The organism is Reyranella sp. (assembly GCF_965227665.1).
In the GTDB taxonomy this organism is placed as follows: Bacteria; Pseudomonadota; Alphaproteobacteria; order Reyranellales; family Reyranellaceae; genus Reyranella.
The window spans coordinates 1,441,710-1,465,000 of sequence record NZ_OZ245767.1 but is presented as its reverse complement, the minus strand read 5'-3'; the positions used below and the strand labels follow the sequence as shown (position 1 = coordinate 1,465,000).

21 protein-coding genes, 1 tRNA gene and 2 rRNA genes (1 of these 24 only partly in view) are annotated in these 23,291 nt (G+C 64.2%); 17 read left to right on the top strand and 7 right to left on the bottom strand.

Going from position 1 to position 23,291, the window contains the following annotated elements; genetic code table 11:
- From ACO07I_RS07030 to ACO07I_RS07020, 3 genes are all read left to right on the top strand, one after another.
- A 23S ribosomal RNA gene (locus ACO07I_RS07030) occupies positions 1 to 1,506 on the top strand (it extends 1,224 nt beyond the left edge of the window).
- An 80-nt stretch (positions 1,507 to 1,586) separates the two neighbouring features.
- Positions 1,587 to 1,701: ribosomal RNA gene (gene rrf, locus ACO07I_RS07025) — 5S ribosomal RNA — on the top strand.
- A 59-nt stretch (positions 1,702 to 1,760) separates the two neighbouring features.
- Positions 1,761 to 1,837 (top strand) — tRNA-Met (locus tag ACO07I_RS07020).
- A gap of 65 nt (positions 1,838 to 1,902) precedes the next feature.
- Here ACO07I_RS07020 and ACO07I_RS07015 read toward each other — a convergent pair.
- Both ACO07I_RS07015 and ACO07I_RS07010 read right to left on the bottom strand, forming a co-directional pair.
- Positions 1,903 to 2,571, bottom strand: a complete 669-nt coding sequence (locus ACO07I_RS07015; protein WP_422018185.1) for a uracil-DNA glycosylase — start codon at positions 2,569 to 2,571, stop codon at positions 1,903 to 1,905.
- A complete protein-coding gene (locus ACO07I_RS07010) occupies positions 2,568 to 3,194 on the bottom strand; it encodes an NYN domain-containing protein (protein ID WP_422015688.1) in 627 nt (208 codons plus the stop codon). The genes ACO07I_RS07015 and ACO07I_RS07010 overlap by 4 nt, the downstream gene beginning before the upstream one ends.
- A gap of 144 nt (positions 3,195 to 3,338) precedes the next feature.
- Between ACO07I_RS07010 and folK the strand changes: the two genes are divergently transcribed.
- The 8 genes from folK (at position 3,339) to era (ending at position 10,318) form a co-directional block, all read left to right on the top strand.
- Entirely contained in the window at positions 3,339 to 3,890 is a 552-nt protein-coding gene (gene folK / locus ACO07I_RS07005) for a 2-amino-4-hydroxy-6-hydroxymethyldihydropteridine diphosphokinase (protein ID WP_422018183.1), read from the top strand.
- 34 nt (positions 3,891 to 3,924) lie between these two features.
- On the top strand, positions 3,925 to 4,287 hold the full coding sequence (rpoZ, locus tag ACO07I_RS07000) for a DNA-directed RNA polymerase subunit omega (protein WP_422015686.1): 363 nt from the start codon (positions 3,925 to 3,927) through the stop codon (positions 4,285 to 4,287).
- 95 nt (positions 4,288 to 4,382) lie between these two features.
- Complete coding sequence (locus tag ACO07I_RS06995) at positions 4,383 to 6,566, top strand: RelA/SpoT family protein (protein ID WP_422015683.1); 2,184 nt, start codon at positions 4,383 to 4,385, stop codon at positions 6,564 to 6,566.
- Positions 6,567 to 6,600: 34 nt separating this feature from the next.
- Positions 6,601 to 7,353: a pyridoxine 5'-phosphate synthase gene (locus ACO07I_RS06990; protein ID WP_422015681.1), complete on the top strand. Its 753-nt coding sequence runs from the start codon at positions 6,601 to 6,603 to the stop codon at positions 7,351 to 7,353.
- On the top strand, positions 7,350 to 7,751 hold the full coding sequence (acpS, locus tag ACO07I_RS06985; protein ID WP_422015679.1) for a holo-ACP synthase: 402 nt from the start codon (positions 7,350 to 7,352) through the stop codon (positions 7,749 to 7,751). The genes ACO07I_RS06990 and acpS overlap by 4 nt, the downstream gene beginning before the upstream one ends.
- Positions 7,752 to 7,860: 109 nt before the next feature.
- Complete coding sequence (lepB, locus tag ACO07I_RS06980; RefSeq protein ID WP_422015677.1) at positions 7,861 to 8,685, top strand: signal peptidase I; 825 nt, start codon at positions 7,861 to 7,863, stop codon at positions 8,683 to 8,685.
- Positions 8,637 to 9,389 carry a ribonuclease III gene (rnc, locus tag ACO07I_RS06975; protein ID WP_422015675.1) on the top strand — a complete coding sequence of 251 codons (753 nt, stop codon included), beginning with the start codon at positions 8,637 to 8,639 and terminating at the stop codon, positions 9,387 to 9,389. Before lepB ends, rnc begins: the two co-directional genes overlap by 49 nt.
- Positions 9,386 to 10,318 (top strand): GTPase Era, encoded by a 933-nt coding sequence (era, locus tag ACO07I_RS06970; protein WP_422015673.1) that lies wholly within the window; start codon positions 9,386 to 9,388, stop codon positions 10,316 to 10,318. Before rnc ends, era begins: the two co-directional genes overlap by 4 nt.
- Positions 10,319 to 10,508: 190 nt before the next feature.
- On the opposite strand, the gene ACO07I_RS06965 is transcribed toward era, so the two are convergent.
- Positions 10,509 to 11,876, bottom strand: coding sequence for an alkaline phosphatase D family protein (locus tag ACO07I_RS06965; RefSeq protein ID WP_422015671.1), 1,368 nt, complete (start codon positions 11,874 to 11,876; stop codon positions 10,509 to 10,511).
- 43 nt (positions 11,877 to 11,919) lie between these two features.
- Between ACO07I_RS06965 and recO the strand changes: the two genes are divergently transcribed.
- The 6 genes from recO to ACO07I_RS06935 all read left to right on the top strand — a co-directional run bounded on the left by recO (position 11,920) and on the right by ACO07I_RS06935 (position 19,517).
- Complete coding sequence (gene recO / locus ACO07I_RS06960) at positions 11,920 to 12,636, top strand: DNA repair protein RecO (RefSeq protein ID WP_422015669.1); 717 nt, start codon at positions 11,920 to 11,922, stop codon at positions 12,634 to 12,636.
- A 52-nt stretch (positions 12,637 to 12,688) separates the two neighbouring features.
- Positions 12,689 to 14,929: a DNA topoisomerase IV subunit A gene (parC, locus tag ACO07I_RS06955; protein ID WP_422015667.1), complete on the top strand. Its 2,241-nt coding sequence runs from the start codon at positions 12,689 to 12,691 to the stop codon at positions 14,927 to 14,929.
- A 2-nt stretch (positions 14,930 to 14,931) separates the two neighbouring features.
- Positions 14,932 to 15,738, top strand: coding sequence for an undecaprenyl-diphosphate phosphatase (locus ACO07I_RS06950; RefSeq protein ID WP_422015665.1), 807 nt, complete (start codon positions 14,932 to 14,934; stop codon positions 15,736 to 15,738).
- Positions 15,739 to 15,830: 92 nt separating this feature from the next.
- Positions 15,831 to 16,937 carry a TRAP transporter substrate-binding protein gene (locus ACO07I_RS06945; RefSeq protein WP_422015663.1) on the top strand — a complete coding sequence of 369 codons (1,107 nt, stop codon included), beginning with the start codon at positions 15,831 to 15,833 and terminating at the stop codon, positions 16,935 to 16,937.
- 174 nt (positions 16,938 to 17,111) lie between these two features.
- On the top strand, positions 17,112 to 18,218 hold the full coding sequence (locus ACO07I_RS06940) for a TRAP transporter substrate-binding protein (RefSeq protein ID WP_422015661.1): 1,107 nt from the start codon (positions 17,112 to 17,114) through the stop codon (positions 18,216 to 18,218).
- A 195-nt stretch (positions 18,219 to 18,413) separates the two neighbouring features.
- Entirely contained in the window at positions 18,414 to 19,517 is a 1,104-nt protein-coding gene (locus ACO07I_RS06935) for a TRAP transporter substrate-binding protein (protein ID WP_422015659.1), read from the top strand.
- 57 nt (positions 19,518 to 19,574) lie between these two features.
- On the opposite strand, the gene ACO07I_RS06930 is transcribed toward ACO07I_RS06935, so the two are convergent.
- From ACO07I_RS06930 to ACO07I_RS06915, 4 genes are all read right to left on the bottom strand, one after another.
- Positions 19,575 to 21,164, bottom strand: coding sequence for a TRAP transporter large permease (locus ACO07I_RS06930; RefSeq protein WP_422015657.1), 1,590 nt, complete (start codon positions 21,162 to 21,164; stop codon positions 19,575 to 19,577).
- The gene (locus ACO07I_RS06925) at positions 21,161 to 21,706 is read right to left on the bottom strand and encodes a TRAP transporter small permease subunit (RefSeq protein WP_422015655.1); all 546 of its coding nucleotides are present in this window, start codon (positions 21,704 to 21,706) and stop codon (positions 21,161 to 21,163) included. The genes ACO07I_RS06930 and ACO07I_RS06925 overlap by 4 nt, the downstream gene beginning before the upstream one ends.
- Positions 21,707 to 21,860: 154 nt before the next feature.
- Positions 21,861 to 22,595, bottom strand: coding sequence for an arginyltransferase (locus tag ACO07I_RS06920; protein WP_422015653.1), 735 nt, complete (start codon positions 22,593 to 22,595; stop codon positions 21,861 to 21,863).
- An 84-nt stretch (positions 22,596 to 22,679) separates the two neighbouring features.
- Positions 22,680 to 23,282 carry a DUF4126 domain-containing protein gene (locus ACO07I_RS06915; protein ID WP_422015651.1) on the bottom strand — a complete coding sequence of 201 codons (603 nt, stop codon included), beginning with the start codon at positions 23,280 to 23,282 and terminating at the stop codon, positions 22,680 to 22,682.
- Positions 23,283 to 23,291: the final 9 nt, after the last annotated feature.

The following is a 23,291-nucleotide window of genomic DNA, read 5'->3' as shown; positions in this document are numbered from 1 at the left end:
GTGAGAATGCTGACATAAGTAGCGATAAAAAGCGTGAGAGACGCTTTCGCCGTAAGTCCAAGGGTTCCTGCGCAAGGTCAATCCGCGCAGGGTTAGCCGGCCCCTAAGTCGAGGGCGACAGCCGTAGACGATGGGAACCACGTCAATATTCGTGGGCCTGCTGGTGGTGACGGATCCGAAAAGTGGCCCGAGCTCGTTGGCGAATGCTCGGGCGGCCCAAGGGTTCCAGGAAATAGCCCCAGCGTATAGACCGTACCCTAAACCGACACAGGTGGACTGGTAGAGTATACCAAGGCGCTTGAGGGAACCATGTTGAAGGAACTAGGCAATTTACCCCCGTAACTTCGGGATAAGGGGGCCTCTGACGGTCTCGTCAGAGGGGCACAGACTAGGGGGTGGCGACTGTTTACCAAAAACACAGGGCTCTGCTAAGCCGTGAGGCGAAGTATAGGGTCTGACGCCTGCCCGGTGCCGGAAGGTTAAGAGGAGAGGTGCAAGCCTTGAATTGAAGCCCCGGTAAACGGCGGCCGTAACTATAACGGTCCTAAGGTAGCGAAATTCCTTGTCGGGTAAGTTCCGACCTGCACGAATGGCGTAACGACTTCCCCGCTGTCTCCAACATGGGCTCGGCGAAATTGAATTCCCCGTGAAGATGCGGGGTACCCGCAGTTAGACGGAAAGACCCCGTGCACCTTTACTACAACTTTGCAGTGGCATTAGAGAATGGATGTGTAGGATAGGCGGGAGCCTTTGAAACCTGGGCGCTAGCTCGGGTGGAGGCAACCTTGAAATACCGCCCTTTTGTTCTTTGATGTCTAACCGCGGTCTGTCATCCAGATCCGGGACCCTGCATGGTGGGTAGTTTGACTGGGGCGGTCGCCTCCCAAAGAGTAACGGAGGCGCGCGATGGTGGGCTCAGGCCGGTCGGAAATCGGCTGCTGAGTGCAATGGCACAAGCCCGCCTGACTGCGAGACTGACAAGTCGAGCAGGGACGAAAGTCGGCCATAGTGATCCGGTGGTTCCGCGTGAGTGGGCCATCGCTCAACGGATAAAAGGTACGCCGGGGATAACAGGCTGATACCACCCAAGCGTCCACAGCGACGGTGGTGTTTGGCACCTCGATGTCGACTCATCACATCCTGGGGCTGGAGCAGGTCCCAAGGGTTCGGCTGTTCGCCGATTAAAGTGGTACGTGAGTTGGGTTCAAAACGTCGTGAGACAGTTTGGTCCCTATCTGCTGTGGGTGTTCGAGACTTGAGAGGAGCCGTCCTTAGTACGAGAGGACCGGGATGGACTTACCTCTGGTGTACCGGTTATGGCGCCAGCCGTAGCGCCGGGTAGCTATGTAGTGAAGGGATAAACGCTGAAAGCATCTAAGCGTGAAACCCGCCTCAAAACTAGGTCTCGCTGAGAGTCGTGGTAGACCACCACGTTGATAGGCCGCATGTGCAAGTGCAGTGATGCATTCAGCTTAGCGGTACTAATAGCTCGATCGGCTTGACTTCATTCGTTCCGTGCAGCGGTCGACATCCGCTGCATGGCCTTGTGCACGACTTTAAGACCTCAATCCTTTGCGTTCGGACGATCCGGTGGCTCTAGCGAGAGGTGTACACCCGATCCCATTCCGAACTCGGACGTGAAAACTCTCAGCGCCAATGGTACTGTGTCTCAAGGCACGGGAGAGTAGGTCGCTGCCGGATCTTCCAAACGCTAAGGATATACATTCCCGATAAACACGCGCTCAGCGCGATTGATTTGACGCGGGGTGGAGCAGCCCGGTAGCTCGTCAGGCTCATAACCTGAAGGTCGTAGGTTCAAATCCTGCCCCCGCAACCATAGAAACCGACATTCCAGCGGCTCCGGCCGAAGGGATGTCGGTTTTTCTGTTTCTGCGCGAAGCGTCAGGCGTCGAGCGCGCGTCGTACGCCGTCGAAGACCTGGTGGAACATCTCGGTCGTGAGGCGGCCTGTGTTCGTGTTGTAGCGCGAGCAGTGATAGCTGTCGGCGAGCATCAGTCCGGTCGGAAGCTCGTGCAGGCGGCCATGGATGAACGGGTAGGCGCCCGCCGGCCGAACGGTCAGGGCGCGCAGGATCTGGTCGTGGGCGCCCTTGCCCAGGGCCACGAGGATCCGCAGCTTCGGCATCACGGCGAGTTCGGACTGCAGGAACGGCCGGCAGGCGGTGAACTCGACGGGCAGCGGCTTGTTCTCAGGCGGCAGGCAGCGCACGGCGTTGGCGATGCGGCAGTCGACGAGCCGCAGCCCGTCATTGGGATCGGCCTGGTAGGTGCCCTGGGCGAAGCCAAATTTGAGCAGCGTCGAATAGAGGAGGTCGCCGGCATAGTCGCCGGTGAAGGGCCGGCCGGTGCGATTGGCGCCCTTCATGCCGGGGGCCAATCCGACGATCAGCAGCCGGGCCTCAAGCTTGCCGAACGACCGGACCGGCGCATTCTTCCAGTCCGGGAACTTGCCCTGCAGGTCGTGGCGAAAAGCCGCGAGCCTCGGACAGCGCGGGCAGTCGAGCGGCGGCTCTTCGAAGGCCTGAGCGGACACTGACGCCGAAGGCCTCAGGCCGACCGCATCAGCGACTCAGAGGGAGCATCGTCGATATCGGCGTCGCCTTCGCGCGGCGCGACGGCCGGGCGGGGCGCCCGTTCGGACGGGGTGCGGGCGATCAGGGGCGCCAGTTCGGACAGCTCGATGAATTCGTCGGCCTGGCGGCGCAGCTCGTCCGCCACCATCGGCGGCGCGGACTTGATGGTGCTTACGACCGAGACCCGGATGCCGCGGCGTTGCACGGCCTCCACCAGCCGTCGGAAGTCGCCGTCGCCCGAGAACAGGATCACGTGGTCGAGATGGTCCGCCATTTCGAGCACATCGATGGCCAGCTCGATGTCCATGTTGCCCTTGATCTTGCGACGACCCATGGCATCGGTGAATTCCTTGGCCGGCTTGGTGACCATGGTGTAGCCGTTATAGTCCAGCCAATCGATCAGCGGCCGAATGGGCGAGTATTCCTGATCTTCCACCAGCGCCGTGTAGTAATAGGCGCGGACCAGATGGCCCTTTTCGCGGAAGACGTTCAGCAGGCGGCGATAGTCGATGTCGAATCCCAAGGCGCGGGCGGCCGAGTAGAGGTTTGCGCCGTCGATGAAGAGCGCGGCGCGCTCGTTCTCGTAAAAATGGCCCTTCATGGCGATCATGCCCTTTTAAAAAAAATATGCGCAGGTCGAGCAAAAAAATGCAGGCAGCCGAGGCTGTTAGCCCATGCTCTACCGAAAGTATATTAACAGTAGGTATTTCACCCATAGATCACAAGAGGTTGAGGGCGCTTGCTGGTGGACAACGGAAACCGTCGACCGATTTTCATAGGGGCCGGAGCCAATTTGCCCCACCCGTCCTATGCCTCGCCTCGCGAGACGCTGCAGGCCGCGCTGCTCGAGCTGGACCGGCGCCAAGTGCGCGTTCTGCGATACTCGCGCTGGTACAGGACGGCGCCGGTGCCGGCCTCGGACCAGCCCTGGTACGTCAATGTGGTGGCCGAGATCGCCACCTCGCTGGGGGCGGACGCGCTGCTGGCCGTCCTGCATGAGATCGAGGACCTGTTCGGCCGTGTCCGCAGCGTGCCCAATGCAGCCCGTTTGATCGACCTGGATTTGCTCGATTATCGGGGGGGAATAGCGCCTCCGGGGCCTTCGCGGGCGACGCTGCCGCATCCCCGGATGACCGGTCGGGCCTTCGTGCTGCGGCCCTTGGCCGATCTCGCGCCGGCGTGGCGCCATCCGGTCTCGGGCGCCTCCATCCGGGAGCTGCTGAAAGCCCTCCCTCCCGACCAGATTGCCGAGCCCTTTGGGCCCGCCGGCTTGCCTTTTGGACAGGGACAGGTATAACCCGCCGCTTCCAGGAAATTTTGAGGTTCCCGACATGGCGCGTGTCACCGTCGAAGACTGCATCGTGCAGGTCCCCAACCGTTTCGAACTGGTCATGTTTGCCGCCCAGCGCGCCCGCGACATCTCGGCCGGCGCCCAGATCACGCTCGACCGCGATCGCGACAAGAATCCGGTCGTGGCGCTGCGCGAGATCGCGGAAGTGAAGCTCGACCAGACCGTCCTGAAGGACTCGCTGATCTCGGGCATGCAGAAGCATGCCGACGTCGACAAACCCGAGGAGGTCAACGAAATGGCCGAGCTCGAGCAGGAGCTGGCCGCGGCGCTGGCCCAGGGCGGTGCGGAAGCCGCCCAGCCCAAGGCGCTGCCGATGGCCGAGGAAGACGACGTCGCCGAATAGCCGGACGGCGGGCTGAGCCCTAAAAGGGCTCAGCCTGCTATTTGCGCAAACGTCGTGGAGTGAGCGCAATCGTCCCCATATAGTGGGCGACTGCCATGATTCGCCAATTCGAACTTGTCGAGCGCGTACAGTCCTACGATCCGGATGCGGACGAGGACGTTCTCAACCGTGCCTACGTCTACGGCCTGAAGAAGCACGGTAACCAGCTCCGGGCCTCGGGCGACCCCTATTTCTCGCATCCCGTGGAGGTCGCCGGCCTGCTGGCCGAGATGCGGCTCGACACCGACTCGATCGTCACCGGGCTGCTGCACGACACGCTGGAAGACACCGACGCCACGCGCGACGAGATCGCCAGCCTGTTCGGCGAGGACATCGCCCGGCTGGTCGACGGCGTCACCAAGCTGTCGCGCCTGGAGATCCAGTCGGAGAGCACCAAGGAAGCCGAGAACCTGCGCAAGCTGGTGCTGGCGATGTCGTCGGACATCCGCGTGCTGCTGGTGAAGCTCGCCGACCGCCTGCACAACATGCGCACGCTCCATCACATCAAGGAGCCGGCGCGCCGCCGTCGAATCGCGCGCGAGACGATGGACCTCTACGCGCCGCTCGCCTCGCGCATCGGCATGGAGAAGGTGAAGCGCGAACTCGAGGAGCTGGCCTTCGCCGAACTCAATCCCGACGGTCGAGCCTCGGTGCTGGCGCGCCAGGGTTATCTGCGGGAGCGCGGCGACAAGCTCGTCCCCCAGATCGAGGTCGAACTGGTGAGGACGCTGAAAGAGGGCGGGCTGGAGGCCCAGGTCTCGGGCCGCGAGAAGACGCCCTATTCGATCTGGCGGAAGATGCAGACGAAGAACGTGTCCTTCGAGCAGCTCTCCGACATCATGGCGTTCCGCATCATCGTCGCGGACGTGGCGCAGTGTTACCAGGCGCTCGGTCTGCTGCACGGCCGCTATCAGGTGTTGCCGCAACGCTTCAAGGATTACATCTCGGTTCCCAAGCCCAACGGCTACCGCTCGCTCCATACCGGCGTCATCGGGCCGCTCGGGCAGCGCATCGAGATCCAGATCCGCACCGAGGAGATGCAGGACCAGGCCGAGCGCGGCGTGGCCTCCCACTGGATCTACAAGCAAGGCGGGCCATCCACGGACGCGCCGCAATATGCCTGGCTGCGCAGCCTCATGGACATCCTCGACAAGGCGCCCAATGCGGAGGAATTCCTCGAGCACACCAAGCTGGAGATGTTCCAGGACCAGGTGTTCTGCTTCACGCCGAAGGGCAAGCTGATCGCGCTGCCACGCGGCGCGACACCGATCGACTTCGCCTATGCCGTGCACAGCCAGGTGGGCGACACGTGCGTGGGCGCCAAGATCAACGGCCGCATGCTGCCGCTGCGCACGCAGCTCTCGAACGGCGACCAGGTCGATATCATCACGTCGAAGGCGCAGACCCCGTCGCCAACCTGGGAGCGCTTCGTCGTCACCGGCAAGGCCAAGGCCGCGATCCGCCGCTTCATCCGCACGCGCCAGCGCGAGCAATATATCCAGCTGGGCAAGTCTCTGCTCGACAAGGCCTTTCACGAGGAAGGCTACGAAGTCACCGAGAAGGGCCTCGAGGGTGTGCGCCTCAACTTCAAGCAGGCCTCGACGGACGATCTCATCGCGACGGTCGGCGCCGGGCTGGTCGGTGCGCGTGAGGTCGTGACGGCGGTCTATCCGGGGCTGAAGCAGCCGCGGAAGGGCGGCGCCGACGTGGTGCCGATCTCGCGAGCGCGTTCCAGCAAGTCGGGAAAGGCCGGCGAGGGCGGGCGAGCGGGCAAGTTGGACGGCGAGCAGATCGCGATCCGCGGGCTGATCCCCGGCATGGCGGTGCACTTCGCGCGCTGCTGCCACCCGCTGCCCGGCGACCGCATCGTGGGCATCATCACGACCGGCAAGGGCGTCACCATTCACACGATCGACTGCGCCACGTTGGAGAGCTTCTCCGAAGCGCCCGAGCGCTGGATCGATGTCGGCTGGGATTCGGTGAGCGAGGGCGGGGGCGGCGTCTATACGGGCCGCCTCAAGATCACCGTCGCCAACCAGCCCGGCAGCCTGTCCAGCCTGTCGACGGTGATCGCCCGCCACGAGGGCAACATCTCCAACCTGCGCATCGTCAACCGGTCGATGGACTTCTTCGACATGGTGATCGACGTCGAGGTATCCGACGTGAAGCACCTGGCCGATATCACCGCAGCGCTGCGCGCCACCCCCGCCATCAACGCCGTCGAGCGCGCCCGCAATTGACGGCTTCCTCGTCCTCTCTCCGCGAAAGTTGCGTATGACTGCGCTCCATCCCCTGCGTCTCGGCATCAACATCGATCACGTCGCCACCGTGCGGAACGCGCGCGGCGGGCATCTGCCCGATCCCCTGCGGGCGGCGCGCCAGGCCGAGGCGGCCGGGGCCGACGGCATCACCGCCCATCTGCGCGAGGACCGGCGCCATATCGTCGATGCCGACATCGACGGCCTGATGCGTGACCTCAAGGTGCCGCTAAATTTCGAGATGGCGGCGACCGAGGAGATGGTGGGGATCGCCCTGCGCCATCGCCCTCACGCGGCCTGCATCGTGCCGGAAAAGCGCGAGGAGCGGACGACCGAAGGCGGGCTCGATGCCGCCGGCCAGCACAATCACCTGAGGCCGATGATCGCCCGGCTGCGCGATGCCGGCATTCGCGTCTCGCTGTTCGTCGAGGCCGATCCCCGCCAACTCGAGGCGGCCGTTGCGCTCGGCGCGCCGGTCGTCGAACTGCACACGGGCCGCTATTGCGAGATCGAGGGCCCGCCTAAGCAGGCGGAACTGCAGCGCATCCGAAAAGCGGCCGCTCTTTGTGCCACGCTCGGCCTGGAGTGCCATGCAGGCCACGGTCTGAGCTACGCCGACGTCGGGCCGATCGCCGCCATTCCCGAAGTTCGCGAACTCAATATCGGCCATTTCCTGGTCGGCGAGGCGATTTTTGTCGGCCTGGAATCGGCGATCCGCGAAATGCGGCGCATCATGGATGCCGCTCGGGCCGGGGGTGCGCCCGCGTGATCATCGGCCTCGGCAACGACCTCTGCGACATCCGGCGCATCGAGAAGTCCCTGGAGCGCTTCGGCCAGCGGTTCATCCAGCGCGTCTTCACGGAGGTCGAGCAGAAGCGCTCCGAAGGCCGCGCGAGCCGGGCTGCGAGCTACGCCAAGCGCTTCGCGGCCAAGGAGGCCTGCGCCAAGGCGCTGGGCACCGGCCTGCGCGCCGGCGTCTTCTGGCGTGACATGGGTGTGATCAATCAGAAGAGCGGGAAGCCCACCCTGGCATTGACCGGGGGCGCTTTGGCGCGTCTGCAGAAGATCACGCCCGCCGGCATGACGGCTCAGATCGACCTGAGCATCACGGACGAGTACCCGCTGGCTCAAGCAGTCGTGATCATCTCGGCGGTGCCCAATCCATGAACCGGAGCGCACTTGTGGGGGATCGCCGGGGCTTCGATGCCGCGGCTGGGGCGGGAGACAGGGGCGCCGGGCCCTGCTATAGCCGCGGCTCGTTGAAACTGGTACGGCGATGACGGACGTGGCTGAGCGTCGCAAGAGAGCACAGGAAAAGACCGGCGGATGGGGAGAAACCGTCCGGACGGTGGTCTATGCCGTCCTGATCGCACTGGTCGTCAGGACCTTTGCCATCGAGCCCTTCAACATTCCCAGCGGTTCGATGATCCCGACCCTGCTGGTGGGCGACTACCTGTTTGTGTCCAAGTATTCCTACGGATACAGCAAGCATTCCTTCCCGTTTTCGCTCGGTGTCTTTTCCGGACGGATCTTCGGCTCGCCGCCCGAGCGGGGTGACGTCGCCGTGTTCAAGTATCCCGGCGACCAGGGCCAGGGCGTGAACCGCACCGACTACATCAAGCGCATCGTCGGCATGCCGGGCGATCGCATCCAGGTGACGAACGGCCTGCTGCACATCAACGGCGTGGCGGTCGACCGGCTGAAGGTCGGCGATCATGTGAAGGGCAACAACGGCCACTATCAGAAGGGGACGCTTTACAGCGAAACCCTGCCGAACGGCCGCCGCTATACGGTGCTCGAATATCGCGACGACGGCATGGCCGACAACACGCCGGAATTCCTGGTGCCGGCCGGCAGCTATTTCGTCATGGGCGACAATCGCGACGACTCGCTGGACAGTCGAACGCGGCTGATGCTGCGCGACTTCTCCGGCTCGACACGCGATCGCGACCAGCTCGGCTGGTACGTGCCCGCCGAGAACCTCGTCGGGCGCGCGGAGTTCATCTTCTTCTCGCACGATCCGTCGGCCGCCGGCTGGCTGGAGCCGTGGAAATGGCCCGAGGCGATACGCTGGAACCGCTTCTTCATGGCAATCCACTGAAGTCGACAGACGTCGATCTCGCGGCGCTGTCGAAGGGGGTGGGGCATGTTTTCGCGCAACCCGAATTGGCTTCGGAAGCGCTGACCCATCGCAGCGCGCTCGACCGCCGGCCCGAGCTCAAGGCGGCCTTCCCGAACGGCAACGAACGGCTGGAATTCTTGGGCGACCGCGTCCTGTCGCTCGCCATGGCCGATCTCCTGCTGCGCCGCTTCCCGAACGAGCGCGAAGGTGAGCTGGCGCGCCGACACGCGGCGCTGGTCAGGGCCGAGACGCTGGTCGAGATCGCCAAGGAAATAGGCCTCGGCGACCTTTTGCGGCTCGGCGATTCGGAGCGTACCCAGGGCACCACTGTGCGGCCCAACATCCTTGCCGATGCACTGGAGGCGCTGCTCGGCGCCATCTTCCTGGATGCAGGGCTCGAAGCCGCGGCGGCCAGCGTGGCCGTGCTGTGGGGCGACCGGCTGAGCAGCCGGGTGGCGGTGCCGCGCGATCCCAAGACGGCCCTGCAGGAATGGGCGCAGGCGCGCCGCCTGCCGCTGCCGGTCTATCTCGAGATCGATCGCGAGGGTCCGCCGCATGCGCCGGTCTTCGTGGTCGACGCGATCCTCAAGGGGCACGATCCCGCGCGCGGCCGGGGCGGCAGCAAGCGCGAGGCCGAGCGGCTCGCTGCCATGATATTGCTGGAAAGGTTGAACGGGCCATGAGCACAGCTGCAACGCGGGCCGGGTTCGTCGCCGTCGTGGGCGCGCCGAATGCGGGCAAATCGACCCTGGTGAATGGGCTGGTCGGCTCCAAGGTGAGCATCGTGTCGCCCAAGGTGCAGACCACGCGCATGCGCGTGATCGGCATCGCCATGGCGGACGTTCCCGACATGGGAGCGGGTGCGTCCCGCGCACAGGTCATTCTGGTGGACACGCCCGGTATCTTCCGCGTGGCCAAGCGCCGCCTGGAGCGCGCCATGGTCGCCGCCGCCTGGCAGGGCGCCGACGATGCCGACCTGGTGGCGCTGGTGGTCGATGCCGAGCGCGGTATCGGCCAGGAGACCAAGGCGATCGCCGAGCGGCTGAAGGATTCGAAGACGCCGCGCATCCTTGTCCTGAACAAGATCGACCTGGTGGCGCGCGAGACGTTGCTCGCGCTCACCGCCGAACTCAACGCGATCGTGCCGTTCGAGCGCACCTTCATGGTGAGCGCTCTCAAGGCGGATGGCATCGACGACCTGCTCGCCGCTTTCGCGCTCGCCGTCCCGCCCGGCCCGTTCCTCTACCCGGAGGATCAGGCCGCCGACCTGCCGCTGCGCCTGTTGGCGGCAGAGGTGACGCGCGAGCAGGTGTTCCTGCAGCTCCACCAGGAACTGCCCTACGAGGCAGCGGTCGAGACCGAGAAATGGGAGGACCGTCCCGACGGCAGTGTCCGGGTCGAGCAGATCATCTATGTCCAGCGCGAGGGCCAGCGCGCGATCTTCCTCGGCAAGGGAGGCGCCCGCATCAAGCAGATCGGCGCGCGCGCCCGGCACGAGCTTTCGCAGATGCTGGAGCGCCCGGTGCATCTCTTCCTGCACGTGAAGGTGAGCGAACGCTGGGCCGAGGATCCCTCGCACTACCGCACGATCGGGCTGGACTATCAGTCTTGAAGCGACGGCGTCAGGCCGTTCACAACTGTCGTCCTGAGCGAAGCGAAGGACCTGGCGGCGCGACCGGCGGACTCCCTATCAGCCGTGAGATCCTTCGCTGCGCTCAGGATGACTGAGTTCTTGTTTCTATGATGGCATCAATTCTAGCGAGTGAATGACGTGCCACCCGCATCGCGGTGACTGACCGTCATCACGCCGGACTTCCTGTCGATCCTGACGTGGCCGAAGTGGCAGGAGCCTTCGAGCGGCGAGAGATCGAAGCGGCCCGGCGGCGGCACCTTCTGGAACACGACCTGCGGGCCGAACGTGCCATCGAGGGCGTCGGGGCCGAAGCCGCCGGCTGAGAGCGGACCCGACACGAATTCGCAGAACGGCGTGAAGTCCCGGAAGGCGGCCCGTCATCGGCATTGGCCACGGCCTCGAAGCCGGACGTGCGGCGCCAGTCGTCGTAGACGACGAGGCCGAGGGGCATGTCGGCCGCGACGATCTTCCAGGTCGCCGTCGAGGCCTTGAGCGCCTGTTTCAGCCATCCGACCTGTTCGAGGCCGAGAAGGGCCGTGTCCTTGTCCGCCACCTCCTGCCGGTTGGGACCGTTGGCGGCGCGGAAACTCCGCATGTCGAGGCGGAGGAGATCGAGACGCGGCCCGAACGAGAACTTGCGATAGAGGCGCATCGGCCCGTCGAGCCCGTCGGCGAGGGGCACGAACTCGCGGAAGGCGCGCTCGGCGCGCCGGGCCAGCACGCCGATGTCCTTCTCGCGATAGCGCGGATCGGTGTCGAGGCGCCGGTCCCGGTACCAGTTGTCGACGACGTCGTGATCGTCCCACAGGGCGATCGTCGGGACCTCGGCGTTGAAGCGGCGCAGGTTGGCGTCGAGGAAATTGTAGAGATGATTGCCGCGGAACTCGTCGAGCGTCTCGGCGACCTTCGACTTCGCCTCGGTGGTGAGGTTCTTCCAGAGGCGTCCGTCCGGCAGTTTCTTTTCAGGGACCAGCGGGTCGTCGGCGTAGATCGTGTCGCCGCAATGCACGAAGAAGTCCGGGGCCAGCGAGCGCATCGCCTCGTAGATCGTCATGCCGTCAATGTCGGGATTGATGCCCCAACCCAGGCCGACCGTGTCGGCCGACCATACGAAGCTCACATCCGTTGCGGCTGCCGACGGCGTGCGGAAACGGCCATGCACCCAATCGCTCGTGGCGCCCGCGACGGCCGGATCGGCATAGGCGATGCGATAGAACATGGTCTGGCCCGGCGGCAGGTCGCCGAGACGCAGGCGTGACGTGAAACCGGTCCCTTCAAGCGCGAGCGGCCCCTCGATCCGGCGGGCGTCGGTGAAACTCTCGGTCGTGGCGTATTCGACGATCATGCGTGCGGGCCGGTCGGCGCGGCTCCACAGGGTCACGCCGTCGCACCCGAGATCGCCGGACTGGACGCCCTGAATCAGGCGTGGCCGCCCGCCGGTGTCCGTCTGGGCGAACACACGAGCGGGCAGGGCGGCGAGCGCGGCTGCGCCCTGCAGGGCCCGCCGTCTCGATATCGGCCCCGGGCGTTTCGCCATGGCGCAACCTAGCGCGATTTGTCCGGGCGGGGCATACACGGGCATGGAATGGAACGACGAAGGCATCGTGCTGACGGCGCGGTCTCACGGAGAGACGGGCCTCGTCGTGTCGCTGCTGACGCGCGATCATGGGCGCCATTCCGGATTCGTCCCCGGCGGCGTCTCGCGGCGGGCCCGCCCCATCTGGCAGTCCGGTAACCTGGTCGAGGTCGCCTGGCGGGGACGGCTTCCCGAACAGCTCGGCAACTTCTCGGGCGAACTGCGCGAGCCGCATGCGGCGCGCGCCATGGACGACGCTTCGGAGCTGGCCGGGCTGGCGGCAGCCTGCGCCGTCATTGACGCCGCCCTCCCCGAGCGCGAGCCGCATCCGGCGATGTTCGACGGGTTCCGGGCGTTTCTGGGCTCACTCGGGCACCCCGGTTGGCCGACGATCTATGTCCGGCTCGAATTGGGCCTGCTGCAGGAGCTGGGCTTCGGCCTCGATCTGGAGAAATGCGCGGCCACGGGGACGACCGAGGGGCTGGCCTATGTCTCGCCCAAGACGGGCCGCGCCGTCTCCCGAGATGCCGCCGGACCCTATAAGGAGAAGCTGCTTCTGCTGCCGGACTTTCTATCCACCGGCGGGCTGCCGTCCGACGACGAAGAGCTGCGCCACGGCTTTGACCTGACGGGCTTTTTCCTCGAACGGCACGTTTTTTGGCCGCACAACAAGCCCTTGCCTCCCGCCCGGTCGAGATTTATGGAATCGCTCCAACGCTAGAACAATCGGGCCACGGCAGGAACTGCGGCTCTTCCCCTCGTCACGCTGGTCCATGGCAAAGCGCAACAACGTCGTCCAACTGGCGGAAGTGAAGCCGGTGCAATTCGGAGACGCGCTCCGCGAGCGCTATCTGTCGTATGCGCTGTCGACCATCATGTCGCGGTCGCTGCCGGACGTGCGCGACGGGCTGAAGCCCGTGCATCGCCGGCTGATGTACGCCATGCGGCAGCTGCGGCTCGATCCGAACAGCGCCTTCAAGAAGAGCGCCCGCGTCGTCGGCGACGTGATCGGCCAGTATCACCCGCACGGCGACCAGTCGATCTACGACGCGCTGGTGCGCCTCGCGCAGGAATTCGCGGCGCGCTATCCGCTGATCGAGGGCCAGGGCAATTTCGGCAACATCGACGGCGATAACCCCGCCGCGATGCGTTACACCGAGGCGCGTCTCACCGAAGTGGCCGAGGCCCTGCTGGGCGGCATCGACGAAAACGCCGTCGACTTCCGGCCGAACTACGACGGTTCGACGGAAGAACCGATCGTTCTGCCGGGCGGCTTCCCGAACCTGCTGGCCAACGGAGCCGCGGGCATCGCCGTCGGCATGGCGACCTCGATCCCGCCGCACAATGTCGGCGAGCTCTGCGACGCGCTGCTGCATCTCATCAAGACTCCCAACTCGCGCATCGAGACCTTGGTCGACCTCGTGAAGGGGCCGGACTTTCCGACCGGTGGCATCCTGGTCGAGCCGCGCGAGGCCATCGTCGAGGCCTACAGGACCGGCCGCGGCGCCTTCCGCCTGCGCGCAAAGTGGGAGGTCGAACAGCTTCCGCGGGGCCAGTACCGCATCGTCGTCACACAGATTCCCTACCAGGTCCAGAAGGGGAAGCTGATCGAGCGGATCGCCGAGATCATCAACGCCAAGAAGCTGCCGATCCTGGAGGACGTGCGCGACGAGTCGGCCGACGACGTGCGCATCGTGCTGGAGCCCAAGACCGGCAACGTGCCGGCCGAGCTGCTGATGGAGCAGCTCTTCAAGCTCAGTGATCTAGAAACGCGCTTTCCGCTGAACCTCAATGTCCTGGACAAGGACAACACACCCCGGGTCATGGACCTGCGCGAGGCGCTGCAGGCCTTCCTCGATCATCGGCGCGAGGTGCTGGTGCGGCGGTCGACCTTCCGGCTGGCTGCGATCGAGCGACGGCTGGAGATCCTCGACGGCTACCTGATCGCCTATCTGAACCTCGATGAGCTGATCAAGATCATCCGCGAGGAGGACGAGCCCAAGCCGAAGATGATGAAGGCCTTCGGGCTCACCGACATGCAGGCCGAGGCGATTCTGAACATGCGCCTGCGTGCCCTGCGCCGGCTCGAGGAGTTCGAGATCCGCGGCGAGCATAAGAAGCTCAGCGCCGAGCGCAAGGATCTCAAGGCCCTGCTCAAGGACGAGGGCCTTCAATGGGAAGCCATCGCCGACGAGGTGCGCGAAACCAAGAAGAAGTTCGGCGGCAAGACCGAACTGGGACGCCGTCGGACCGAACTGGCGGACGCGCCGGCGGAGATCGAGCATGCGATCGAGGATTTCGTCGAGCGCGAGCCGGTCACCGTCATCCTGTCCGAGAAGGGATGGATCCGCGCCGCCAAGGGCCATCTCGACGACAAGGCGGCCGGCGAACTCAAGTACAAGGAAGGCGATACTGCACGCTTCGCCATCCACGCCCAGTCGACCGACAAGATCCTGCTCTTCGCGACCAACGGCCGCTTCTACACGGTGGGCTGCGATCGCCTCCCAAGCGCGCGCGGTCACGGCGAGCCCATCCGGCTGATGATCGAACTGGGCAACGAGCAGGACATCGTCCAGGTTGACGTGTTCAAGGGCGGTCGCAAATTCCTCGTTGCGTCTGATGCCGGCCGCGGCTTCATCGTCCCGGAAGACGAGGTCGTGGCGCAGACCAAGAACGGCAAGCAGGTCCTGAACCTGGCCGACAAGGAAAAGGCGCAGGTGCTGGGTGTCGTGCCCGACGGCGCGAACCAGATCGCCGTGCTGAGCGAGGGGCGCAAGCTGCTGATCTTCCCGCTCGACCAGGTGCCGGAGATGGGGCGGGGCAGGGGCGTGCTGCTGCAGAAGTCGAAGGGCGACCTGCTCTCGGATGCCCAGGCTTTCGTGCTCTCGGACGGTTTGCCGTGGGGCAACCGGACCATCCCGGCAGCCGAGTTGAAATTCTGGCGGGGCGAGCGTGCGCAGGCCGGGCGCATGCCGGAGAAGGGCTGGCCGCGGGCCAAACGCTTCAAGGATTGAGCATGGACCTGACGCTGATCTGGAAGGCGCTGCTGATCGGCGTTATCGAAGGTCTTACCGAGTTCTTGCCCGTCTCGTCGACGGGCCACATCATCCTCGCCGAGGAGTTGCTCGACTTCCAGGGGCCGCCGGGCAAGGTCTTCGAGATCGTGATCCAGCTCGGCGCGATCCTCGCCGTCTGCCTGCTCTATCGCGCGAAGATCTGGACGACCGCGAGGGGCGTCCTGGAGCGGGACAAGCAGGCGACACGCTTCGCACTGGTCATCCTGGTGGCGTTCCTTCCGGCCGCGATCATCGGCGTGGCGGCCCATAAGTACATCAAGTCGGTGTTGTTCAGCCCGTGGGTGGTTGCCATCGCCCTTATCGTGGGCGGTATCGCCATTCTCGTGATCGAGCGTCTGGCGCAGCGGCCCCGGATCAAGAGCCTCGACGAAATCGACCTCAAGACCGCTCTCTACATCGGGCTTTGCCAGTGCGTGGCGATGATTCCGGGCGTCTCGCGGTCGGGTGCCACGATCATGGGCGCCCGTGTTTTTCGCGTGGATCGTGCGACTGCGGCGGAGTTTTCGTTCTTTCTCGCCATGCCCACGATGTTGGGGGCGACCGTCTACGACCTCTACAAGAACTGGTCGACGTTGAGCTGGGAGCACGGGGGCGTCATCGCCTTGGGCTTCCTCGCCGCTTTCTTTTCGGCCCTCCTTGTGGTCCGGGCCTTCGTCGCATTCATCAGCCGCCACGGCTTTACCGCTTTTGCCTGGTACCGCATTGCAGTGGGCGCATTGGCGCTCACTCTATTGCTCATGCATTGAGCCTTTCATTCGATGCAGCGCGCATGTCATAAGCCGCGCAAATCAGGCGGCTTACGTGCCGTTCTGCAACACGAGCTGGGAGTCCTAGTTTCATGCAACGTCGCAAGTTCATCCGTACGGCCGGCGTCGGCACCGCCGCCGTCGCCGCCACCGGCGCTCTGGCCGCTCCGGCCATCGCGCAATCCGCGCCCGAGGTGAAGTGGCGTATGGCGTCGAGCTTCCCGAAGTCGCTCGACACGATCTTCGGTTCCGGCGAGCTCTTCACGAAGTATGTGTCTGACGCCACCGACGGCAAGTTCCAGATCCGTCTGTTCGCCGCGGGCGAGATCGTCCCGGGTCTCCAGGTCGCCGACGCGGTCCAGAACGGTACGGTCGAGATGGGCCACACCGCGTCGTATTACTACGTTGGCAAGGACCTGACCTTCGCGCTCGACTGCGCGGTGCCGTTCGGCCTCAACGCGCGCCAGCAGGATGCCTGGTGGAACTGGGGCGGCGGGCGCCAGGCCATGAACGACTTCTTCAAGGACTACAACATCCACTCGATCCCCTGTGGCAACACCGGCGCCCAGATGGGCGGCTGGTTCCGCAAGGAGATCAAGACCGTCGACGACCTCAAGGGCCTGAAGTTCCGCGTCAGCGGCTTTGCGGGTGAGGTCCTGACGCGTCTCGGCGTGGTGCCGCAGCAGATCGCCGGCGGCGACATCTATCCGGCGCTGGAGAAGGGCACGATCGATGCGGCGGAGTGGGTCGGTCCGTACGACGACCAGAAGCTCGGCTTCAACAAGGTCGCGCCGTACTACTACTATCCCGGCTGGTGGGAGGCTGGCCCGCAGCTCTCGGCCTACGTGAATCTGGCCAAGTGGGCGGAACTGCCGAAGTCCTACCAGACAATCGTCGAAGCCGCCGCCGCCAAGGCGCACACCTCGATGCTGTCCAAGTACGACGCGCAGAACCCGAAGGCGGTTCGCGAGCTCGTCGCGGCCGGCACCAAGCTCCTGCCGTTCTCGGCGCAGATCCTCGAGGCCTGCTACAACGCGACCAACGATGTGTTCGCTCAGCTCAATGAGAAGAACCCGAAGTGGAAGAAGATCTTCGAGACGTGGAAGCCTTTCCGCGCCGAGGAGGTGCTGTGGTTCCGCGTCGCCGAGAACACGATGGACAACTTCATGGCGCGCCAGTCGGCGGCCAACAAGCTCTAGGCTGCTCAGCCCTGTGCATCTGGAAAACCCCGCTTCGGCGGGGTTTTTATTTGCCTGCAGGGAGCAGGCAACTGCTTTTCATCGCCGCTTCGCTATGCGATAACCGCGCCAACAAAGTTTGTTCGCGTGGCAGAAGTCGCGCGTTCGGCAAGCAAAAGAACTAGGGAGATTTTAATGCAACGTCGCAAATTCCTGCGCACGGCCGGGGTCGGCGGTGCGACCGCGGCTGCGGCCGGCGCCCTTGCGGCTCCGGCAGTTGCCCAGTCGATGCCCGAGGTGAAGTGGCGCATGGCATCGAGCTTCCCGAAATCTCTCGACACGATCTATGGCGCTGGTGAGTACTTCGCCAAGCGCGTCGCCGCGCTGACCGACAACAAGTTCCAGATCCGCGTTTTCGCCGCCGGGGAAATCGTCCCCGGCCTGCAGGTCGTCGACGCCGTCCAGAACGAGACCGTCGAGTGCGGCCACACCGCGGCCTATTACTATGTCGGCAAGGATCCGACCTTCGCCTTCGATACGGCGCTGCCCTTCGGCCTCAACACCCGCCAGCACAACGCCTGGGTCTACTTCGGCGGCGGGCTCGAGCTGATGCGAGAGTTCTACAAGGAATACAAGCTGGTCTCCTTCCTGATGAGCCATACCGGCGCCCAGATGGGCGGTTGGTGGCGCAAGGAGATCAAGACACCCGAGGACATGAAGGGTGTGAAGATGCGCATCGGCGGCTTCGCCGGCCAGGTCATGGCCAAGCTCGGCGTCGTGCCGCAGCAGATCGCCGGCGGCGACATCTACCCCGCTCTTGAGAAAGGCACGATCGACGCCGCCGAATGGGTCGGCCCGTACGACGACCAGAAGCTCGGCTTCAACAAGGTTGCGCCGTATTACTACTACCCTGGCTGGTGGGAAGGCTGCGCGGCCCTGTCGCTCTACTGCGGCGAGAAGGCGTACGAGGCCCTGCCGCCGATGTACAAGGAAGCGATCGCGGTCGCTTCGGGCGACACGGTGAGCTGGTCGGTCGCCAAGTACGATGCCCAGAACCCGCGCGCGCTGCGGGAATTGGTGGCAGCGGGAACGAAGTTCCTCCCGTTCCCGCAATCGGTGATGGAGGCCTGCTTCAGCGCCGCCAACGAACTCTATGCCGAGACCATCGCCAAGAACCCCAAATTCAAGAAGGTCTACGATTCCTGGAAGCCCTTCAGAGGCGAAGAAGTTCTCTGGTTCCGTGTGGCCGAGAACACGTTCGACAACTTCATGGCGCGCCAGTCGGCCGCCAACAAGCTCTAGAACCAACCGTTCTGCCGATCGAAAGCCCCGCTTCGGCGGGGCTTTTTGTTGCCCGGACGGCCTCAATTCACGGCTGAAGATTGCATATATTTAAGGAATTTCCGGTCGTCGGGCGCTTTTCAAATCCAATTTCGCATGCCAGTGTTGCAAGCGCTGAAGGGGGCCATGAAGGCAACCACGGGAGGAAACAGAAAAATGCAGCGCAGGAAATTTATCAGGACGGCGGGCGTTGGTGCCGCGGGAGTTGCAGCCGCGACGACGATTGCCGCGCCGGCCATTGCCCAGAGCATGCCGGAAGTGAAGTGGCGTCTGACGTCGAGCTTCCCGAAGTCGCTCGACACCCTCTACGGCGGCTCCGAGCTTTTCGCCAAGGTCATCGGCGAGATGTCCGACGGCAAGTTCCAGGTCCGGCCGTTCGCAGCCGGCGAAATCGTCCCCGGCCTGCAGGTGGCCGATGCGGTGCAGAACGGCACCGTCGAGGCCGGCCAGACCGCCGCCTACTACTATTTCGGCAAGCACCCGAACTTCGTGTTCGAGACCGGCCTGCCGTTCTCGCTCAACCAGCGCCAGCTCTATGCCTGGTTGTACTTCGGCGGCGGTCATCAGCTGATCAACGATTTCTACAAGGAGTACAACTTCCGCTCCTTCGTCTTCGGCGGCACGGGCTGCCAGATGGGCGGCTGGTTCCGCAAGGAAATCAAGTCGATGGACGACATGAAGGGCCTGAAATTCCGCGTCGGCGGCTTCGCGGGCCTGATCCTGGAGCGTCTCGGCGTGGTGCCGCAGCAGATTGCCGGCGGCGACATCTATCCGGCGCTGGAGAAGGGCACGATCGATGCCTGCGAATGGGTCGGCCCCTACGACGACGAGAAGCTCGGCTTCAACAAGGTCGCCAAGTACTACTATTACCCCGGCTGGTGGGAAGGCTGCTCCGGCGGCTCGCTGTACATCAACAATCAGGCCTGGGAGAAGCTGCCCAAGAACTACCAGAGCATGGTCGAGGTCGCGTCCGGCCTGGTGACGTCCTGGATGGTCCCGAAGTACGACGCCAGCAATCCGGCCGCCCTGCGCCGCCTGGTGGCGGGCGGCGCCGAACTGCGGCCGTTCCCGCGCTCGGTGCTCGAGCCCTGCTTCAACGAGGCCTACAAGTTCTACGACGAGCTGGCGGCCAAGGACCCGAAGTTCAAGAAGATCTACGAAAGCCTCAAGGCTTTCCGGTCGGACGAGAACCTTTGGTTCCGCGTCGCCGAGAACACCTTCGACAACTTCAACTTCGCCATGTCGGCGCAAGGCCGCTGAGCGAACCCCACAAGAGAAAAGCCCCGCCGTTTGGCGGGGCTTTTTTGTGCCTTCGATCTACTTGAAGACCGGTGGAGCGGAGTCTTCCGAGGGCGGTGCCTGGATCTCGATCGTCACCTTGCTGGGGTCGATCCCATGCGGCTTGTCGAGGAAGTAGGTCACCGACTGCGGGATCGCGATCACGATCGCGACCATGATGAGCTGCAGCAGTACCCAGGGGATTGAGCCCCAGTAGATGTCCGAGCTCTTCACTTCCTTGGGTGCCACGCTGCGCAGGTAGAACAGCGCGAAGCCGAACGGCGGGTGCATGAACGACGTCTGCATGTTCACGCAGAGCATGACGCCGAACCAGATGAGGGCGGCATCGGCCCCGACGACCGGTGCGAGCAGCTTCTGCGCGACCGGCGCCAGCATCGGGATAATGATGAAGGCGATCTCGAAGAAGTCGAGGAAGAACGCCAGGAAGAACACGAACAGGTTGACGACGATCAGGAAGCCCCAGACGCCGCCGGGCAGGTTCGACATCAGGTGTTCGACCCACTGGTTGCCGTCGACACCCTGAAAGGTGATCGAGAAACAGGTTGCGCCAACCAGGATGAAGGCCACCATCGCCGTGATGCGCATCGTCGCCTGGAACGCCTGCACGATCAGGTCCCGCAGGTCCTTGTGCTGCCAGGCCCGCCAGCACAGCCAGATGATCGCCGCGAACATCACCGTGAAGGCGACCTTGAAGGCGAAGGACTTGAACGCGACCGTGCCGATCAGGGCGCCGATGATGGCGGCTGCGCAGCCGCCGAAGAACATGAGCCGGTCGAACTTGGTGAGCGGTGCATTGCGCACCACCGCCAGGACGATGGCGCCGATCGTGCCCATCGCTCCCGCCTCAGTCGGGGTCGCCAGGCCCATCATGATGGTGCCCAGCACGAGGAAGATGAGCACGGCGGCGGGGATGATGCCCCAGGCGCACTTCACCAGGAGCGCTTTGCCGAACAGCGTCCGTGGAACCGGGGGCAGGGCCGCCGGCTTCACGATCGTCAGATAGAATGTGTAGCCGGCGAACAGGGCGATCTGCAGCAGCGAGGGGCCCCAGGCGCCGAGATACATGTCGCCGACCGACTTGCCGAGCTGGTCGGCCAGCACGATCAGCACCAGCGAGGGCGGCACGAGCTGCGTGATCGTCCCCGACGCGGCCAGCACGCCGGTCGCGTAGCGCATGTCGTACTTGTAGCGCATCATCACCGGCAGGGTGATCAGCGCCATGGCGATGACCTGGGCGGCCACGGTGCCGGTGATGGCGCCGAGGATGAAGCCCACGATGATCGTCGAATAGCCCAGCCCGCCCTTGATGGGGCCGAACAGCTGGCCCATCGATTCGAGCATGTCCTCTGCCAGCCCGCATTTCTCCAGGATGGCGCCCATGAAGGTAAAGAACGGAATGGCGAGCAGCAGCTCGTTCGACAGGATGCTGCCGAACACGCGGCCCGGGATGGCCTGCATGAAGGCCATCGTGAAGTAACCCATCTCGATCGACAGGAACCCGAAGAAGAAGCCGACGGCGCAGAGCGAGAAGGCGACCGGGTAGCCAATGATCATGAAGACGACAAGGCCGCCGAACATCAGCGGCGGCATATAATCGAGAGGTATCATTGCGTGGGCCTCTCGTAGTGAGCTTCGAGGCTATCCACGGCATATCCGTTGAGGAAGGCCACCCGCTTGATGAGTTCTGAAATGCCTTGGAGTGCGACCAGACCGAAGCCTACGGGAAGCACCAGCTTGATCGGCCAGCGCAGCAGTCCCCCGGCATTCGAGGAATGCTCGTTGACGTTGAACGACTGCATGAAGAACGGCCAGCTCAGCCAGGCCAGGATGCTGCAGGTCGGCAGGAGGAAGATCAGCGTGCCGAGAATGTCGACCCAGAGCTGCCCACGGCGGCTCAAGGTCATATAGAAGAGGTCGACCCGGACATGCTCGTTCCGCTTCATCGTGTAGGATGCCCCGAACATCACGATGACGGCGAACATGTACCACTGGATCTCAAGCCAGCCGTTCGAACTCGTGTCGTAGGCGTAGCGCACCATGGCGTTGCCGGCACTGACGACGCACGCCAGCAGCACGAGCCAGTTGCAGATGTTACCTATTTTTTCGTTTAACGCGTCGATCAGCGCGCTGAATGCCAGCAATGAGCGCATCCCGTCTCCCCTGAATGCGAGTTATTATTTGCCGCCCATCCGTTCTCGCCGACGGATAGGCTTTCTTAACTTGGTCCGCTGCGCGATGCCAGAGCCAGCGTTGATCCGCAATGCGGACGAGGTGCGTCAATACGCTCCACCGTCACGACATTGCCTACGCGGTAGGCAACTCCGTCCATCCATCGGAACCAAAAAATTCCAACGGACGAAACAAACGCTTGTAGGCCATCTTGCTCGAATCGGCGATCCAGTAGCCGAGATAGACATAAGGCAGGCCGCGTTTGGCAGCCGCCGCCGCCAGCCACAGAATCATGTGCGTGCCGAGCCCCCGCCGCGGGTCCTGCGGATCGAAGAAGCTGTAGACCGCCGACACACCGCTCGACAGCCAGTCGACCAGACAGGCGCCGACCAGCCGGCCATCTGCCGAATCGTCCCGGAACTCGATGATCGCCGTCTCGACAGGGCTTTCCTCGACCATGGCGCGGTAGTCGTCGAAGTCCATGTCCGCCATGTCGCCGTCGCGGTGGCGCGTCAGCACATAGCGTGAGAACAGAGAGAACTGTTCGCCGGTCGCCAGGGCCTGCGTCTCGATCGCATGGACATGTTCGTTGCGACGCTGGATGCGACGCTGTGCACGGCTGGGCTCGAAGTCCCGGACCCGAATACGCACCGGCACACAGGCCCGGCACCCGTCGCACAGCGGCTTGTAGACGAAGTGGTGGGAGCGCCGGAAGCCCGCGTCGGTCAACGTGTCGTGCTGAGAGATGGCGTCCGGCCCGCTCAGTTCGGTGACAAGCTTCGTCTCCAGGCGATGCGGCAGGTAAGGGCAGCGCATCGCCGGCGTTGTGCGGAAAAACCGAAGGGACTGGATGTTCTGGCGGATGAACATGTGCTTGCGGTTGAGAGTGTACGCTTCGGATCAGCGAAGGAAAGCGTCAGTTGTTCCGCCAAAGGTCGAGGGCGGGTTCTCCGGTCAAGGCTGCTGGCGCCTCAGAGCAAAGCGGCGAAACGGCACGAGAGCCAGACGCACCAGCTTGGGCAGGAGCCATATCAGGAGCACCACGAATAGCGCCAGCAGGCACAGAAAAGTGATCGGATGAGCGATCGCGAGCGCCAGGCCGCCGAACACCGTGATGTCCTCGCCAAGCGAGGCCAACACGTTGGTGAACGGCTCCGGCGAGGTGTTGATCAGGGCGCGCGATCCGGTCTTGGCGATGTGGGTTCCGGCCGCGAGCGTTCCGCCGAGCAAGCCGGCGATGATCGAAAACTCCGGACTGAGGCCGGTTGCGGCGCCGTAGGCGAGAAGCACGCCCGCGGGGATGCGAACGAAGGTCTGAAGCACGTCGTTGATACTGTCGACGTAGGGGATCTTGTCGGCCAGGAAATTCAGCGCGAAGAGGATAGCCGCTACGCCGAGCACCCAGGGCGATTCCAGGACCTGGAGATCGTGCGGCAGGGCGACCAAGCCGAGGCGTTGCGCGACCCCGAGCACTAGTACGGCGGCGTAGGCATTGAGGCCGCTGGCCCAGCCGGCTCCGAGAGCAACGGCGATGGCCGTAAGGGTTTCGGCGCTCATGGGGCAACC